Source organism: Pseudoalteromonas sp. A3 (assembly GCF_025942345.1).
Taxonomy (GTDB): domain Bacteria; phylum Pseudomonadota; class Gammaproteobacteria; order Enterobacterales; family Alteromonadaceae; genus Pseudoalteromonas; species Pseudoalteromonas atlantica.
This window is the reverse complement of sequence record NZ_JAPCKL010000008.1, coordinates 84,258-98,915: the sequence shown is the minus strand read 5'-3', so window position 1 is coordinate 98,915 and position 14,658 is coordinate 84,258. Positions and strand designations below refer to the sequence as shown.

17 protein-coding genes and 1 tRNA gene are annotated in these 14,658 nt (G+C 38.8%); 13 read left to right on the top strand and 5 right to left on the bottom strand.

Annotation, left to right across the window (positions count from 1 at the left end; genetic code table 11):
- Positions 1-93 precede the first annotated feature (93 nt).
- From OIZ54_RS14460 to OIZ54_RS14415, 10 genes are all read left to right on the top strand, one after another.
- Positions 94-1,113, top strand: coding sequence for a site-specific integrase (locus OIZ54_RS14460; protein WP_264390672.1), 1,020 nt, complete (start codon positions 94-96; stop codon positions 1,111-1,113).
- Positions 1,114-1,238: 125 nt separating this feature from the next.
- Complete coding sequence (locus OIZ54_RS14455; protein WP_264390671.1) at positions 1,239-2,324, top strand: tyrosine-type recombinase/integrase; 1,086 nt, start codon at positions 1,239-1,241, stop codon at positions 2,322-2,324.
- Positions 2,314-2,574 carry a hypothetical protein gene (locus tag OIZ54_RS14450; RefSeq protein ID WP_264390670.1) on the top strand — a complete coding sequence of 87 codons (261 nt, stop codon included), beginning with the start codon at positions 2,314-2,316 and terminating at the stop codon, positions 2,572-2,574. Before OIZ54_RS14455 ends, OIZ54_RS14450 begins: the two co-directional genes overlap by 11 nt.
- 297 nt (positions 2,575-2,871) lie before the next feature.
- On the top strand, positions 2,872-3,072 hold the full coding sequence (locus tag OIZ54_RS14445) for a hypothetical protein (protein ID WP_264390669.1): 201 nt from the start codon (positions 2,872-2,874) through the stop codon (positions 3,070-3,072).
- Between the two features lie 172 nt (positions 3,073-3,244).
- A complete protein-coding gene (locus OIZ54_RS14440) occupies positions 3,245-4,054 on the top strand; it encodes a hypothetical protein (protein WP_264390668.1) in 810 nt (269 codons plus the stop codon).
- A gap of 96 nt (positions 4,055-4,150) precedes the next feature.
- Positions 4,151-5,029 (top strand): hypothetical protein, encoded by an 879-nt coding sequence (locus OIZ54_RS14435; RefSeq protein ID WP_264390667.1) that lies wholly within the window; start codon positions 4,151-4,153, stop codon positions 5,027-5,029.
- A 375-nt stretch (positions 5,030-5,404) separates the two neighbouring features.
- On the top strand, positions 5,405-5,977 hold the full coding sequence (locus OIZ54_RS14430) for a hypothetical protein (protein WP_264390666.1): 573 nt from the start codon (positions 5,405-5,407) through the stop codon (positions 5,975-5,977).
- Positions 5,978-6,137: 160 nt separating this feature from the next.
- Positions 6,138-6,602, top strand: coding sequence for a hypothetical protein (locus tag OIZ54_RS14425; RefSeq protein ID WP_264390665.1), 465 nt, complete (start codon positions 6,138-6,140; stop codon positions 6,600-6,602).
- Positions 6,602-8,077 carry a DUF5906 domain-containing protein gene (locus OIZ54_RS14420; protein ID WP_264390664.1) on the top strand — a complete coding sequence of 492 codons (1,476 nt, stop codon included), beginning with the start codon at positions 6,602-6,604 and terminating at the stop codon, positions 8,075-8,077. The genes OIZ54_RS14425 and OIZ54_RS14420 overlap by 1 nt, the downstream gene beginning before the upstream one ends.
- A gap of 1 nt (position 8,078) precedes the next feature.
- Complete coding sequence (locus tag OIZ54_RS14415) at positions 8,079-9,791, top strand: DNA polymerase (RefSeq protein WP_264390663.1); 1,713 nt, start codon at positions 8,079-8,081, stop codon at positions 9,789-9,791.
- 263 nt (positions 9,792-10,054) lie between these two features.
- Here the strand turns inward: OIZ54_RS14415 and OIZ54_RS14410 are convergent, their stop codons facing one another.
- Positions 10,055-10,246: a hypothetical protein gene (locus tag OIZ54_RS14410; protein ID WP_264390662.1), complete on the bottom strand. Its 192-nt coding sequence runs from the start codon at positions 10,244-10,246 to the stop codon at positions 10,055-10,057.
- Between the two features lie 161 nt (positions 10,247-10,407).
- Here OIZ54_RS14410 and OIZ54_RS14405 point away from each other — a divergent pair, with 161 nt between their 5' ends.
- Both OIZ54_RS14405 and OIZ54_RS14400 read left to right on the top strand, forming a co-directional pair.
- Positions 10,408-10,845 (top strand): DUF6641 family protein, encoded by a 438-nt coding sequence (locus OIZ54_RS14405; RefSeq protein WP_264390661.1) that lies wholly within the window; start codon positions 10,408-10,410, stop codon positions 10,843-10,845.
- Positions 10,846-10,847: 2 nt separating this feature from the next.
- Complete coding sequence (locus tag OIZ54_RS14400; RefSeq protein WP_264390660.1) at positions 10,848-11,276, top strand: JAB domain-containing protein; 429 nt, start codon at positions 10,848-10,850, stop codon at positions 11,274-11,276.
- Positions 11,277-11,498: 222 nt separating this feature from the next.
- Here OIZ54_RS14400 and OIZ54_RS14395 read toward each other — a convergent pair.
- The 3 genes from OIZ54_RS14395 to OIZ54_RS14385 all read right to left on the bottom strand — a co-directional run bounded on the left by OIZ54_RS14395 (position 11,499) and on the right by OIZ54_RS14385 (position 12,724).
- Positions 11,499-11,575: transfer RNA gene (locus tag OIZ54_RS14395), tRNA-Ile, on the bottom strand.
- Between the two features lie 361 nt (positions 11,576-11,936).
- Positions 11,937-12,095 (bottom strand): YqaE/Pmp3 family membrane protein, encoded by a 159-nt coding sequence (locus tag OIZ54_RS14390; protein WP_004587604.1) that lies wholly within the window; start codon positions 12,093-12,095, stop codon positions 11,937-11,939.
- Between the two features lie 65 nt (positions 12,096-12,160).
- Complete coding sequence (locus OIZ54_RS14385) at positions 12,161-12,724, bottom strand: BON domain-containing protein (RefSeq protein ID WP_264390659.1); 564 nt, start codon at positions 12,722-12,724, stop codon at positions 12,161-12,163.
- Positions 12,725-13,041: 317 nt separating this feature from the next.
- Between OIZ54_RS14385 and OIZ54_RS14380 the strand changes: the two genes are divergently transcribed.
- Positions 13,042-13,698: a cell wall-active antibiotics response protein gene (locus OIZ54_RS14380; RefSeq protein WP_264390658.1), complete on the top strand. Its 657-nt coding sequence runs from the start codon at positions 13,042-13,044 to the stop codon at positions 13,696-13,698.
- Positions 13,699-13,768: 70 nt separating this feature from the next.
- Here OIZ54_RS14380 and OIZ54_RS14375 read toward each other — a convergent pair whose 3' ends face one another.
- Complete coding sequence (locus OIZ54_RS14375) at positions 13,769-14,185, bottom strand: VOC family protein (protein ID WP_004587607.1); 417 nt, start codon at positions 14,183-14,185, stop codon at positions 13,769-13,771.
- Between the last annotated feature and the right edge of the window lie 473 nt (positions 14,186-14,658).

The following is a 14,658-nucleotide window of genomic DNA, read 5'->3' as shown; positions in this document are numbered from 1 at the left end:
AAGTCACCAATAACTGTTTAGATATACAGTTATTGGTGACCTTTAACTAATTAGGTAAGAAACTGTTCTAAATACAACTGACTGAAGCAGAAAATGTCTATCTACAAACGTCAAAATTCAAAATTCTACTACTGTGAAATTAATATCAACGGCAATGTGGTAATAAAAAGTACTAAAACTACTAAGAAATCACTAGCGTTGCGCTTTGAGAGCCAACTACGAGAAACACTTTATAGACAGCATGTATTAGGTGATAGGCCGACGATCACTTTAGCTGAAGTGATACAAGGATATACAAGTAGCAAGAAGGGATCTGTCAACCAACAGAACCTTGAAACACAAATTAGAACACTTAACCTTCAGCTATCTAGAGTTTATTCAATTCAAGCGGATTTGCATGGTTTGAATGGCGCACACTTAACTAAATTAGTATCACTTAGACGCAAAGATGGCGTTTCAGAAGGCACAATTAGATTGATGCTTACTACCCTAAAAGGGGTAATCAATTGGTCAAAATCGGCAGGATTCTTACAACCTGAAAACCTTGTAATACCTAAAATTCGTGTCAATAATCAACGAACTAGAACCTTGTCTAATCAGGAAGAAATTAAACTTCTCGAACGATTGAAGCTAAACAAAAATCCTGATGATTATGACCTAGTAGTTTTATTGCTGGATACTGCAGCTAGATTAAATGAAATCCAACAACTACATTGGGAGTCTGTCGATTTAGAAACAGCTGAACTTCACTTATGGCGAACTAAAACAAATACAGCATCAGTTTTAAAACTTACAGAACGCTCTTTAGCCATTTTGAAGCGTAGATATGAATCAAGCTCCCAGAAAGAGTTAGTTTTCCCGTCGAAAAGTGGTAGTTTACGCAGAACTACACCTAAATCTATTCAAAATGTTTATAAAGAGCTTGGTTTAGAAGGGTTTTGTACTCATTCACTACGCCATACCACAGCCTCTAAACTCGTAAAAAATGGTATGAGCTTATTTGCTGTATCTAAACTTCTAGGTCACTCAAATATATCTATGTCACAGCGCTACTCCCACTTGGAGCAACAAGCTGTAGCAAATCAAGCAGCAGAAATTCTTAATAATAATTAATAACTAGCTTGGCAATAATAATAAAGAAAAGTTTCGCCGAGACCTGGTAAACCCGTTGTACTCAAACATAAATAGCTATGAAGCTGTACGACTAAGTACAAGCCAATTTAATAGGATTTATATTTATGAGTGTATTCAAAAGAAACGGTGTGGGTAACTACTACATCCAGTTTAATTTCAATGGAAAAACTTACTGCAAAAGTTCTAAAACATCAAATAAGCGAACAGCTGAACGTATGGAGAGAGAGTGGCGTGATGAACTGCATAAAATTGACGAACTAGGCGAACGTCCAAGAATCACACTACGCGATGCATTAAATGGATATCTTGATGAAAAGCAAGGTACTGGTAGTCAAAACTATGCATTTTCTAACGTCAAAACAGTAACCGATCGAGTAAATGTTGATGTATATGTAGATCAAATTCGTGACGCAGATTTAACTAAATTTAAGGTGTCTCGCGAAAAAGAAGGTATAGCACCACAAACCATAAAACATAACTTTCAAGCGATTAGAAGCGCTGTAAATTGGGCTAAAGAGCATGGTTACAGTGTGAAAGAAGTATCGTTCCCTAAAATTAAGTTACCAAAACATCGTTTGCGTTACTTATCCCATGATGAAGAAGTGCGATTACTTACCGAGTTGGATCCTAAACGAAAACGTCCATTTCGCCCTGATTATGAATACAGAACATCAGAAGAAAATCGTCGATATCAAGATAATTACGATTTGGTAGTGTGCTTACTTGATACAGGGGCTCGCTATTCAGAAATTGCAGCTATTAAATGGGACTCAATTAATATTGATGAAGGTACATTAAACCTATGGCGACCCAAGGTTAGAAACGAATCAATTATCTACATGACAAACCGTGTTAAAGAAATTTTTAAACGTAGATTCGAAAATCGGTTATCTGAAGAATTTGTATTTACTAATTCAACAGGACAGCCAAGAGGCTACCAAGCCAAGGGGATTAGAGCAGCTATAAAGCGAGCTAGTATTGAAAACTTCAAAATTCACGATTTACGACATACATGTGCAAGCCGATTAGTACAAGCTGGTTTAAACTTGTATGAAGTGAAAGAAGTACTTGGTCACACTGATATAAAAACCACTCAAATTTACGCACACCTTGAACGAAAAGATATCACAGCCAAAGCACGTGACATTTTGGAACGATTACAACCAAATGGAGGTAACCATGTTGATTAATGATGTTTTACAGGAGGCATCTGTTGGTTGGTGGAATAAAGCGTTGTACATACTCGATAAGATATTTGGCTTCAAATCTGACGGTAATTCAAAACTGAAGCGTGTAAAACAGGTGTTCGATCAAAAATCGGGCGAGCATGTTATTTACTTGGAATATCGTGTTAGAGCCGCTAATCAGTCACCAATACAAACACCTTTGATTAAAAATTCAAAAGTAAAAGTAGATAAAAACAACAAGGGTTCAAAGTAACATTTGAACCCCATTACCCCAACAATATAAATATCCGTTGGCTAAACGAGTGTTATCTGATGCTTTACAATACCAGCCTAGTAATACTCCGTCCGTTCTTCTTGCTTCTATACGATTGCCAACATCAGTAATTCGCCCGATCAGTTGACCACTAGGTAGTCGTATTTGTTTTTCTATCATCAGTTCCACCTCGAAAATTAATAAATTTATCATCAGCAAGAATTGGTTAATTTTCAACTGTTGCCTGATTTCCAGTGCCTTGGAGATACTGCAATAAAAAATTTATTGAAGATAGTTATGATCAAAACAAAGAAAGACTTACCTGTAACCAAGATGGATAAAGCCACTCGGATTTACTTAAAGATGATGCTTCAGGAAGGCATCAGACGGAAAGATATTATTGCTGAATTTATAAGTACATGCGGTTTAACTCCAGCAGGAGCGTCCACTTATTACCAAAAGATCAAGAAGAAACAAGCCTACAGGAACGCTAAATAATATGTTGGTTGTGTCCAACCAACAGGTGTACGTGAGTTGTTCCAACTCCCATCACCTGCTTATCTGGATTGCATACTTTATATACTCCACACAAAGCGAGTTTTATTAAAAAACCCCCACTACTACAAAAATTAAGTAATAAAAAAGCAAAATACTGGAGTATGTAAAGTATATGGATGTAAATTATAGCTTTTTATCTTTGAGGGATTACGCTTTGGCCTTTACGCAATTTATTGAAAACCTACATCAATCTGTAGATTGGCAAAATGATTTCAAATCTCAGCTTAATAAGTTTTATGAACTATCTGATTGTAATGTAATTTTTAGACTAATTGAGCTGTTTCAAATAGACAGCCAAAGTGTGGATTCCGAAGAAATAGAAGAACTAGCTCAAACTATATGGCAAACATGTGAAAGTGGTAATGAGCAATATGTTGAAATAATAAACGATGTTTCCATAGCCATTTCAGAGTTGCTATACCTTAGGCATAGCATTATGAAACCTAAAAATCAGATAGATATTAAACGTTTTTGCTCCGAATTAATTGAAAGAGGATTGGTCATTCATCCTGTTGTTCCATTGATCGCAGCTTTGCAATATGTGTACAAGGCGATACAAGTTAATGCTTTTTCATATGTAAAGTCATTCAGAATTGGTGAGTTAGTTCAAACAGCAAGGTTAGCGCAAATGTGCTGGCAAGTGATAGATAGTAACGCAAGTCAGTACAACCCTACGGTTAAAGATGTCAATATCCCCCGACAATACCAAGAGTTAGAGCCCGCAATCAGAAAGCAAGTTCATATTATTCTCACCGATGCCCCCCATGCAAAACAATTGAGTGCTAAAGTAAAAAAGTGGCTGCAAAATGAGACAAACAATAAATTCATCATGGATGATGCTCCAGATAAGTGGTTCAAGCGCATTGTCAGTGAAGAAAAGTATTTCTTTGAAGCGATTAAGCACTTTCCTATTTGGCGATAGTTGTTTTACTTAACCAAAACAACACCCTGTTCAGGGTGCAAGAACGGGCAGCGATAAGCTAATAACCTATAGCCTCTTTTAAAACAGGAGGCTGAAATGCTAAATAAAAATCAACTATTAACCAATACAACTTCATTCCAACCGCTAACAGACGCGCTAGTTAAAGCAGACTTGCATCACTTCATTTTCGTTGTCGATCAAGCAACTGCTTTGTTATTTTCGAATGATAGCTTCGATCACGAAGTGTTGTCAGATCTGGCTCATGCCACCGCTGTTTTCATCGACGATGACTTTTCTATATATCAAGGCTTATTTAGCTCAGGGCTGATTGAATTGCCACAGTCCAATTCAATTGTGTCGACCTATATAAACGAAAAACACCCTGTTATTGACGCTGGTTTTCTAGTTATTGTTGCACTATCAGTTTGTTACGATGCCATAAATCATGCCACAGGGTCACAAGAACAAGCGAGCGTAAAACATTTTAGTGCAGCAAATGAGTTGATTGGTATTGCCCGATTATCTTCAGCTTTAATTGATAAACTGGATGAAGAAGAACATTACCGCCAACAAATTAAAAAGCTGACGCCAAAGCCACCTATGTCTAATGCAGACAAAGCAAGATTAAAGGCCAAAAAGTTTAATGAGCGTTGCAATAAGTTTTTGTATCTCCTTGAAGATATAGCGCAATTTGTATACAAATTTGAGCCATACACACCTGTTGGTGCTATTACTCACCATATTCACCAGCAATGCTTCTACAAAAAACGTCAGTTAAAAGAAATGGGACTGGAATTGCCCAGTGAAGATCGCATGAAGTATTTCTTATTGAACTATGTGCCTATCCCTGAGACCGCCATTTATAAAGGTCGAGCACCTTTTAAAGCAATTAATACAGATGCGCCAGCAACGAACTTTGCACAACTGGTTGAGTTCACATTGCAGGAGTGCAGTAACCCACTGCTATTTCTTTAAAGTCTTTTTCAGCCGCTTGCTGCACCATTGAATATCTTGAGTGGTGCAAGTGATATGTAGTGCTCTGGCAGGTGACGAAATACAACGTCGTGACCCGCTATAAGGACGAGCAGTTAGGTTAAATATAAACAAGTAATCCAGTTGCCAGCCAACGGCAGAACTTAATTTTAACCATGCTTAAGTTGGGTTCAAATGTACATAGCAGGCAACGATATAAGCAGTTGTAGTCTGCAAACGAGTTAATTAGCCGAAACGATAAAAGCTTAGAAATGCAGAGTTACGGCAAAACGAAATATAACCAGCAAACGCAAGTTGATTTAATGAACTTAGTTTGAAACGGGGGCAAACCCCACCATGTAGTAAAAGGAGTGCATTATGAATATGCCTTTAAGCGCAACGGCTAGCGCAGTAAATAGCCAAACCAACGTAAACATCAACGCAGTAAATAACATCTTTGAGCAATCAGAGGCTGCATATGAAGCTATGGTGTCAATTGTTGGCGAACCGCTACGTCAAATACTTGAACCGTATTGGTTAACCGCTAACCCTGACACCAATAAGCTAAGGTTAAAGTTAACTTCCGCGCCCATTTCGTTAGAAATGACATTCTGGGAATGGATAGCATTAATCCTAGAGCCTCAGCTAAATGGCGAGTTTGAAGGGCTTGAGTTCATCGATGCTTACTTTCAAGGTCAGAAGCTGTATGACTTAAGCCACCTAGATTCTGCTGAGTTAACCAGCATTGTCCTGTGTTATCAGCTCGACGAAGATGGTGAGCGCATAGAAGGTGCTAACGATCTGGAAATCAGTGTCTACTGGCATAAAGACATGACGCAAACCAATGATGTGCTGTTAATCGAAAAGCTTTTTACCGATATGGTGAAGCGTGACTTTACGATTGACCACTTAGACCACTACCTAGCGTTAATTGGCAATCCAGACGAATAACGCTCCAGCATACCGTTTAACAAACTTAACCCGTAATAAAAACCGCGCAGTTGCTCTGAAATCGAGTAAGGGACAGCTGCGCCTAAAAACCGCCGATTTCGGCAAACTTAACCGCCTAATTACGTTAATTAGGCACAAAGTCAACAAGAGGATAATCGCCATGACTTTTAACAAAGCAAAACTAGTAGCAACCATCGAAGCAGGTATCAACAAAGACGCGAACCAAGTTGAGGTTGAAGCCGCTACTGCCGACATAACTAGCGACGAAAGGCCGCTAACCTTAGAGGAAGTTAAAGACCGTATGACCAGCTTCAACGACGCTGAGCGACCTGTAAAAATTCGCAACGTTGAGTACTTCGAAGCTCTGTCGAAAAACAACAACCCCTACGTAAAAATACGTTGGCAGAGTATGTACCTTGATACTAAATTGTCCGAGTGGCGAGATAAAAAAGGTGTCATTTTTGATGGTCAAGGCAAGTTGGTACACGACTACCTTGTAGAGTTTGGTATCAATGAAGAAGACACCTACATAGTCCGTAGTAAAAAGGTGAAGGGCAATGATGGCAGGGAATTCAGCCAATGGATTAGCTTCTGTCATATTGATGCGTACGACGAGGTTGCGTAATGGCTCAGATAACGAAGCATACTCAGGAACGTCTGCACACTTTAAAGCGTGACGACACTGATAGCTTGTTAATTGCAAAACGAGAGTGTGCCAGAAAAGGCATTCCTTGGGACGAGGCGCTCGATTGCATACCCAAAGCGATTTATGATTCGTTATCTCCCGCTCAGCTAGCAATAGCTGAGTCGGGACTCGAGTCCAGTGTTATATCTCCCGAGTTAAATAGCGACAACCCTATCTCGATGCACTATGCGGCGAGCTATTTTCTATCCAACTTCAAACAAAGCGAAGTTAATGGGCAATTAGTTACTTATGAAGTGATTTCAGAGCAAGATAAGACCTTGCAACCTATCTTAGAAAAGGAAATTGATAAAATACTTGCTCGTGAAATATCGACTCGTTGGTTACAGGAGTTAGGTGTCCCTCTACCACCACGCAAAGCTAATGAATTGGTTAAGTATTGGCTCAATCATACCGAGTTAGTTGCCGAGCCAGTTATCATGGGGTTGCCTGGTGATGATAATTGGTGTCTGCATCGTAGCAAATACTTTCCAGACCCAAACGTAGAATTCCCCACATGGCAGCGAATACTTGACAGAATGAGCGACCCAATTGCTTTTGCTGCATGGCAATACGGTGTCTACACTGGCAACTATCAAGGGCGACAAATGTTATGGATGCATGGCGAAAATGGCGAAGAAGGAAAATCGGCAATTGCCCGTATTATTGGGCAAGAACTCTATGGGCCTGCTCACAACGCCATATCCAACGCATCGATAAACTCGAATGAAAAGCGGTTTTTAAATAGTCACTTTGAACATGCCGCGTTAGTGATTTATCCCGATGCTAGCAACCGTAAGTGCTTGTCTAGTGAAGAATTTAAGACACTGGCAAGTGCAGGTTCTGATCCTGTACTGATAGAGCGTAAAGGCAAGCAGGCTTACACGGCTTACTTAAATGCCAGAATGTGGATATGCTCAAATTTCTCACCAGAAGTCACTAGTGATAATTTCATGACCAGTCGTCTATTGTATATAAGCATTTCGCCTATGGTGGACGAAAAACCTGACCCAACAGTGAAGGAAAGGTTGAAGGCGGAGTTATCAGGTTTTTTAGCTTATGCAGAGCAATGTTACGAAGAACGTTGCCCTGACAACTACCGCATACAAACTGATACTGATAATGATGTAAAAGCACTGACAGAGCAGTACTTTGAACACTTTGACATTATTTTCAGTAAACACTGGCATGTAGACGAGCAATCAGAGGTTGCAGCTTCAATTATTAAAGAAAAATTGAAAGTAGAAGGACTACAAAGTAAGCCTCAGTATGATCAGTTTGTTGATTGGTTGGTTAATCGAAAAGGAGCTAGGTGGAAAAAGCGCTCTGAAGAAAATGGCCGTATTTTCTACGCAGGCATTGCGCCAGCCGAAGGTAGGCGGCTTAGCCTTGATGAAGTAATGACAATGGAGTCGTGATATGGATATCCTCTCCGTTTCTATCCGAAGCGATATAAGCAGTAATGGCTACCAGTTAGAATATTGCTGTGGTATATCACCAATGGTAAATCAGGTAAGTGTCTATTGCCGATCAGGTAGTGAGTTAGAGATAAGACTTACAAAATTACAGCAACAGCACCCTACAGCTATATGGTTAACTTCTGATTTAACTGCTTTAGTCAAAACTGCATTAGAAACAGGCTTTCAGTTGACCCAAGTGCCTTTGATTGACTTAACCGCTGAAGCCAAAATGTTGATGCTAACGCATCCAAAGTATCAATCAGCAGACCTCAGTATAGAAAACGCGTATCACGTTTTTAATGTGAAATTGGAGACAAGCCACAGCCAAAGACAAACAATCCTCTTTAAGCGAGTTTTAGACCTGTTAAATGCAACGCTACAGGATTTAATAAGCACTAATGCCATTATTCAACAAATGGTCATTCGAGGTGAGTATATAAAGGCCGTCGTTAAACTGGATAAACAAGGGGCTGGCTTTCCAATAGATCAAGATAAACTCAATGACTGGTTCGTTAACCAAGCGGATACCATTGATAGAATTCAGCAGAAAGTAAATGATGTATATGGTGAGGTATATGTAACGACCTCTGACAATAAAGGCCGAAAGCTGAGCCATGAGAGGCTAAAGCTATTAGCTAATATTAATAATATATCATGGCAAACGTGGGGCAATGGCAGTTATTTAAACTTAGATAAGAGCTACTTAAAAGAACTGGCAAATCAACACCCAGACCTAATGATGTTCTATCAGTCGTTTAATTTCATCAACGCCATTAATTCAAGGGATTTAAGACAGCTAAGCAATGATGGATATATTAAACCAAGTTTGCATTTGATGTGTCAGAAAACAGGTCGTAACAGCCCTAAACCAACGGAAGGGTACTTGTTAAATGCTGGGACTTGGATACGCTCTCTTATCACTCCGAAACCAGAGTACAGCGTTATTGCAATCGACTGGTGCCAGCAAGAAATTGGTATTGCAGCTGTATTATCTGGTGATCAGAAATTGATGAAGGTATACAACACAGTAGATGGCGATGTATATATTGCTTTAGCAAAGCAAGCGGGTTTTGCTCCACCTAGTGCTACAAAATATACTCACCCTGAAGTACGACAAATATTTAAAACTGTACAAATTGGATTAGGGTATGGCAAAACAATCTGGTCATTAGCAAAAGATATTAAAGCTATTTCAACCAGCCTTTCGATGGCGCAAGCTTATAACAAAGCACAGCAAATTCACGATTGGCATAAGGAAACATTTTCAGTCTACTGGCAATGGGTAAGCGCTGCTATCAACCAAGCCCGAGAGCAAAGATTTATGCAGTCACAGGATGGTTGGACTTATTTTGTTAACGATAGGATAAAAGATACGCAACTTCTTAATTTTCCAATGCAATCCAATGGCGCAGCATTAATGCGATTAGCTATCATAGAATTAGCTAAGTACGATGACATTGACTTTATCTGCACACAGCATGATGCAATTTATGTTAATGCAACGGTCACGGAGCAATCGCAGGTAATAGAGAAAATTCAGACGGCAATGGATTTTGCCTGCAATGAGTTATTTGACGGTAAACTTTTATTACGGACAGAAGTCAGTATTTACCATGAAAATAACCCGATAATACAATGTGGGGATATACCAGATATGATCCATCAAATTTAGATTTTTGATAAAAACTTGATTGTTTCTAGACGTATTTTAAAAACTAAAGAACACTTGAGTATATCTGGTATTAAACCTGAACCAGTTTGGTCAAGGCTTCTCTTTACTGGGCACTACCGTGGGATCCGTACGCGGATATTCTTTGATATGAGCATTAGGTACTTACAGTGTCTCGTTAAAAAAATCAACGGATCTGGATATCCTGTCAGGTGAAATAAACTCAGCACTGAATTATTCGGGTTCAAGCTAAGTTGGTGGGCTTTTTATGAGCCTTTGAGGTTTTTTACTGCTTGCTCAATTTTTGAATGCAGCGAATTAACTCGGTCATTATCCAATAGTTCAATACCAGCAATGTTTTCCAAAATAAGACCAATATGCTCACTAATATCATCGTTAAGACTACCTGATTCAATCATCATTTTGGCTATTTGGTTGATCTGATTGTTCGTTAACATGATATCTCCTTGTAAGTATCTGTTAACTTTCTTGCATCTTCTAGCAATAGACAACGGGAGAACAGCAAAAATGTGTCATTTAAATAAGGAAATTGGCTGTTGCCAATAATAGGCGAATGGTCGGATGGTTATTGGGTCTTAAATAACCAACAGGTGAAGTAATGAGTCAATCAACACTAGCAAAACTGAAATGTACTGCCCGTCCGACTATTCCAGCTATCGAGCCTATTCAAGTTAAACGCGAAAAACTGATTGCCCGATTAAACGAACAACGTGCTATGGCTGCTTGCTTATTGGAAAATGAGGCGTATACCGCTTATAAAGAGGTTTGGATAACCGATAGTATTACCGGAGAGAAGAAACGAGTAAAGCAACCTAAGAAGCTAAGACAGTGGTTCTATCAAGTGAATGATACTTGGTTCTTTGAAATAAAGTATGGCAACAAGTCATTGGAATTACAGAAAGGCAAAGTTGCGATTGAAGTGGGTAAGCAAGAAAATTTACTGACAACAATCGACACCTTAATTCAGGCTGTTGAAATAGGAGAGTTAGATACTCAGCTAAAAGCCGTTACTGGACCAAGAAAAGCAAAGGTCTAAGCGTGGCTATATTACGTGAAATAAGCTGTGTCTATACCTTTAGCGAAGTAGATGATGACATTTTGAATGTAACACTTGATAGTCCAGAGAAGGTCTATCAAGTGTTTAAGCATTTGAAACATGAAACCAAAGAGCGTTTTATCGTGGTGAACTTGAGCAGCCAGCATCAAATTATCAATTATGAAGTTATAGCGATTGGCACGGTAAATCAGATATCACTTCGTCCGGCTGAAGTATTGAGAACAGCCATTTTAATTAACGCACCAGCTATTATTCTAATTCATAACCATCCATCAGGTGATCCAAAACCAAGTCAGCAAGATTTTCATTTTACCGAACAAATTAAACAAGCCGCAAAGATGTTCAGTATCGATGTGCTTGACCATGTTGTTATTGGATATGAGCGTTTTGATAGAGCTGTCAGAGATTAAGCCCTGTTAAAATCAGGGTTTCAACCAAATTCATAGTTACCAAAAAATTACACGAATTTCGTTACTAGGGGCGATCCCCTATCAAACGTGGCTACTTTTTAAAATGAAATTTAGGGAAAATTGAGGTGGTCCTAGTTGACCTTGGTCGGGATTGGCGACTTATCTGGTAAAACAGTAAAAATTTATGCTCTTTCACCATACAGACCACATATTTAGTGGAGATGGTGGCCCCTCCCAGACTCGAACTGGGGACCTAACGATTATGAGTCGTGTGCTCTAACCAACTGAGCTAAGGGGCCACATTTTTAAAGCTTGGACTTGCTTTTCTACTCTTACTGCTCCTACCCGCTCATTATGAGTCGTGTGCTCTAACCAACTGAGCTAAGGGGCCAACTTTGTATAACTACGAGGTAGTTAATTTTTGAAGCGTTTAGCCACTGAGCGACTAAAGCGGGTTGCAGTATAAAAAGTTTTTTAAGGCTTGTCACTAGCAAAAACCTTTATTTTAACAATCAGTAAGCTGACTGCTTAAATAGTAATCTTTTTGCATGCGAATAGGCAGGAAATAACAGAAAAATAAACACAGAAGTATGTAAGCCGCTTTTTTACAATTTTAATAACTATAAAAAAGTGGCCGGCTCACATTGAACACACCACACATTATTTTTTAGCAATAATGTAGATAGCGTGAATTAAACCAGGGAAGTAACCTAGTAAAGTTAGTAAAATATTTAGCCAAAAGTGCATACCTAAACCAACTTGTAAAAATACACCCAGTGGCGGTAATAAAATCGACAATATTATACGAATGATATCCATGATGTAGCTCCTTTAAAAATGACAAGCAAAAAGCCCAGCTAAGCTGGGCTTTTTAGTATAGTGTATTATTCAGCAACAATAGTTAGTTCATCTACTACGTCACGAACATCTTCAGCATTTTTAGCAATTTTTACTGCTAACTGCTTTTCAGCTTCTGTTTCAACAGAACCTTTAAGTTTTACTATACCGTTGTCGGTATCAACATCGATATCTGTACCGTCAACTTCTGAGTCAAATAAGAAACGTGTAGTAATTACTGTGGTGATTTTAGCGTCAGTTAAGTCGTTATCATCATCCATAGTGTCACGATCTTTGTCGTCCATATCCATGTTTTTCACAACAGTTAGGTTGTTTTCTACATCAGATACGCCATCTAGGCTAATTACAAGTTCTTCAGCTAGCTCTTTATCAAGGTCGCTGTTTACTTTACCTGTAAGTACTACTTTGCCATTTTTTACATCAGTGTTAATGTCAAAGTTGTTTAGATTAGTGTTCATAAGAAGCACTGTTTCTGCCTTACCATCAATCCAAGCATCTTTACTTTCATTTTCCCACGTGCCCGCTTGAGCACCCATAGCTGTAGTACCTAGAACTAAAGCCGCAATCATAGATTTGTTGAATGTTTTCATAATCTTTCTCCTTTTGATTAAAGACACTTTTATGTATGCGAGCTTTAGGCCAACTTTATTAACACTTTAAATTCATGGAGTTAGCTATTTCATTGGGTATAAATAAAAATACCTCCGAGTAAACATTTACAGGCTATTAGGTAAAACTTTCTTAAGTGGTGAAAATAACGATTATATTGCTGTTTTGGTTAATCTATCGTTAATATAATAAATTAAGCCGCGCTATAAAAATAATAAGCCATTGATATATATGTAGTTAAGTTTTGGTACAGCACTTGCTATGTAAAGTGGTAACTCATATAAAAAGGATTATTCCCATGTCTGTAAAAATTGAAGACCGCCCAATAGAGCAAGTTCGCGAACAAGTGATAGACCAACTTATTTATAACTACAGCCATGGCGTTATTTCAGCTGAAGCCTTTGAAAGGCGCTTAGACAGTGCAATGGAAGCAATCGATAATATCGCGTTACTTAATTTAGTAGAGGATTTAACCCTTACTACAGATACCCAGTACAGTGCTCAAAAGCAAACTCAATTTGCCCCTAACTACAGCGCCCAACAAGCGGATGAAGAAAACTTAACACTGCGAAGCATTTTAGGCTCAAGCGAGCGTAGCGGCCAATGGGTGGTGCCTAAAGATATTTACATTCAAAACTATATGGGGTCGATTGTTTTAGATTTTACTGATGCTATTTTTGCCCACCAACATGTTACCGTGCATGTAAATTGTATTTTTGGCAGCGAAGAAATTTACGTACCAGAGCACGTTAATGTAGTTTCTAAAATGTTTTGTATATTAGGCAGTTTTGAAAACAAAACGGTGTCGCTTAATAAGCGCCAAGGCCCCACAATTAACCTAGAAGGTAAAACAGTTTTAGGTTCGGTGGAGGTAAAAGTTAAACGCACCATTAAAGAAAAGTTTGTGAGTTTTGCTAATGATTTAAAGGCCCAGCTTGGGGTGAGTAATAAATAATACGGGTAAAAACACAATGGGTAGAAAAGCCATATTATGCGCTTTTCTACACCGTTAGTTACTGCCTATTTTATAAGTCGTTATTACGCTCGCTTGGAATGTCACTCATATACTGCACAAACTCAACCTCGAACCCGGCTGGGTCTAAGTAATATACGTTTTTTCTAAATGGGTTTTCTGCACCCTCTTTATCAATGCTAAATCCGGCGTGTTTTAAGCGCTGTATAACAGCGTCTAGGTTGTTTGTAACGTAGGCAAAGTGAGCCAGTCCGACTTGGTGCCCTGCCAAATCTCTGTTTTTATGCTCGCCATTATCGCTTATAGCAATGTAATGGTTATCGTCGCCAAAATGTACCCAGCGCTTAGGTTTACCATACCAAGTGTTATGCCCTTCACTTCTAATAGACCAATAAGGAAAGGCTGCTTGATAAAATTTAAGCATGGCATTTATATCGTTTACTACTAAATGTACGTGTTCTAATTTCATTATTATTTACCCTAGTTGATTGCTTAAACACAAGATAAAACCTCAAGCTAACTTTAGGTAAAGCACTTTTTTTACTTTTTATTATTATTGGCATGTACTGCCCTTTTCAGATTAATTTTTACAACAGTATGTTTGCTAGCAGGACGCGGAAGCTTTGCCTACATGGATGTAGGTAAGGGGCGTGAGCAGGACGCGCAAGCTTTGCCTACAAGGATGTAGGTAAGGAGCGTGAGCAGGACGCGCAAGCTTTGCTTCATGGAAGTTATTGAGCCCCCAAGGCTTCGCACTTCGCGCTGTGATTAAGTTGCCCTTCGGTTGAACAAATTTCAATCCATACACGCCAACATGTCTTAGATACGAATAAATTTACATGCATTTCAGGGCCGTACAAAAAACGCACAAAAGTATTTAGGGTTTATTGTTTACTTTATGGCAAAAGTCGCTAAAATACGCCGGCTTAAATATATAAACGT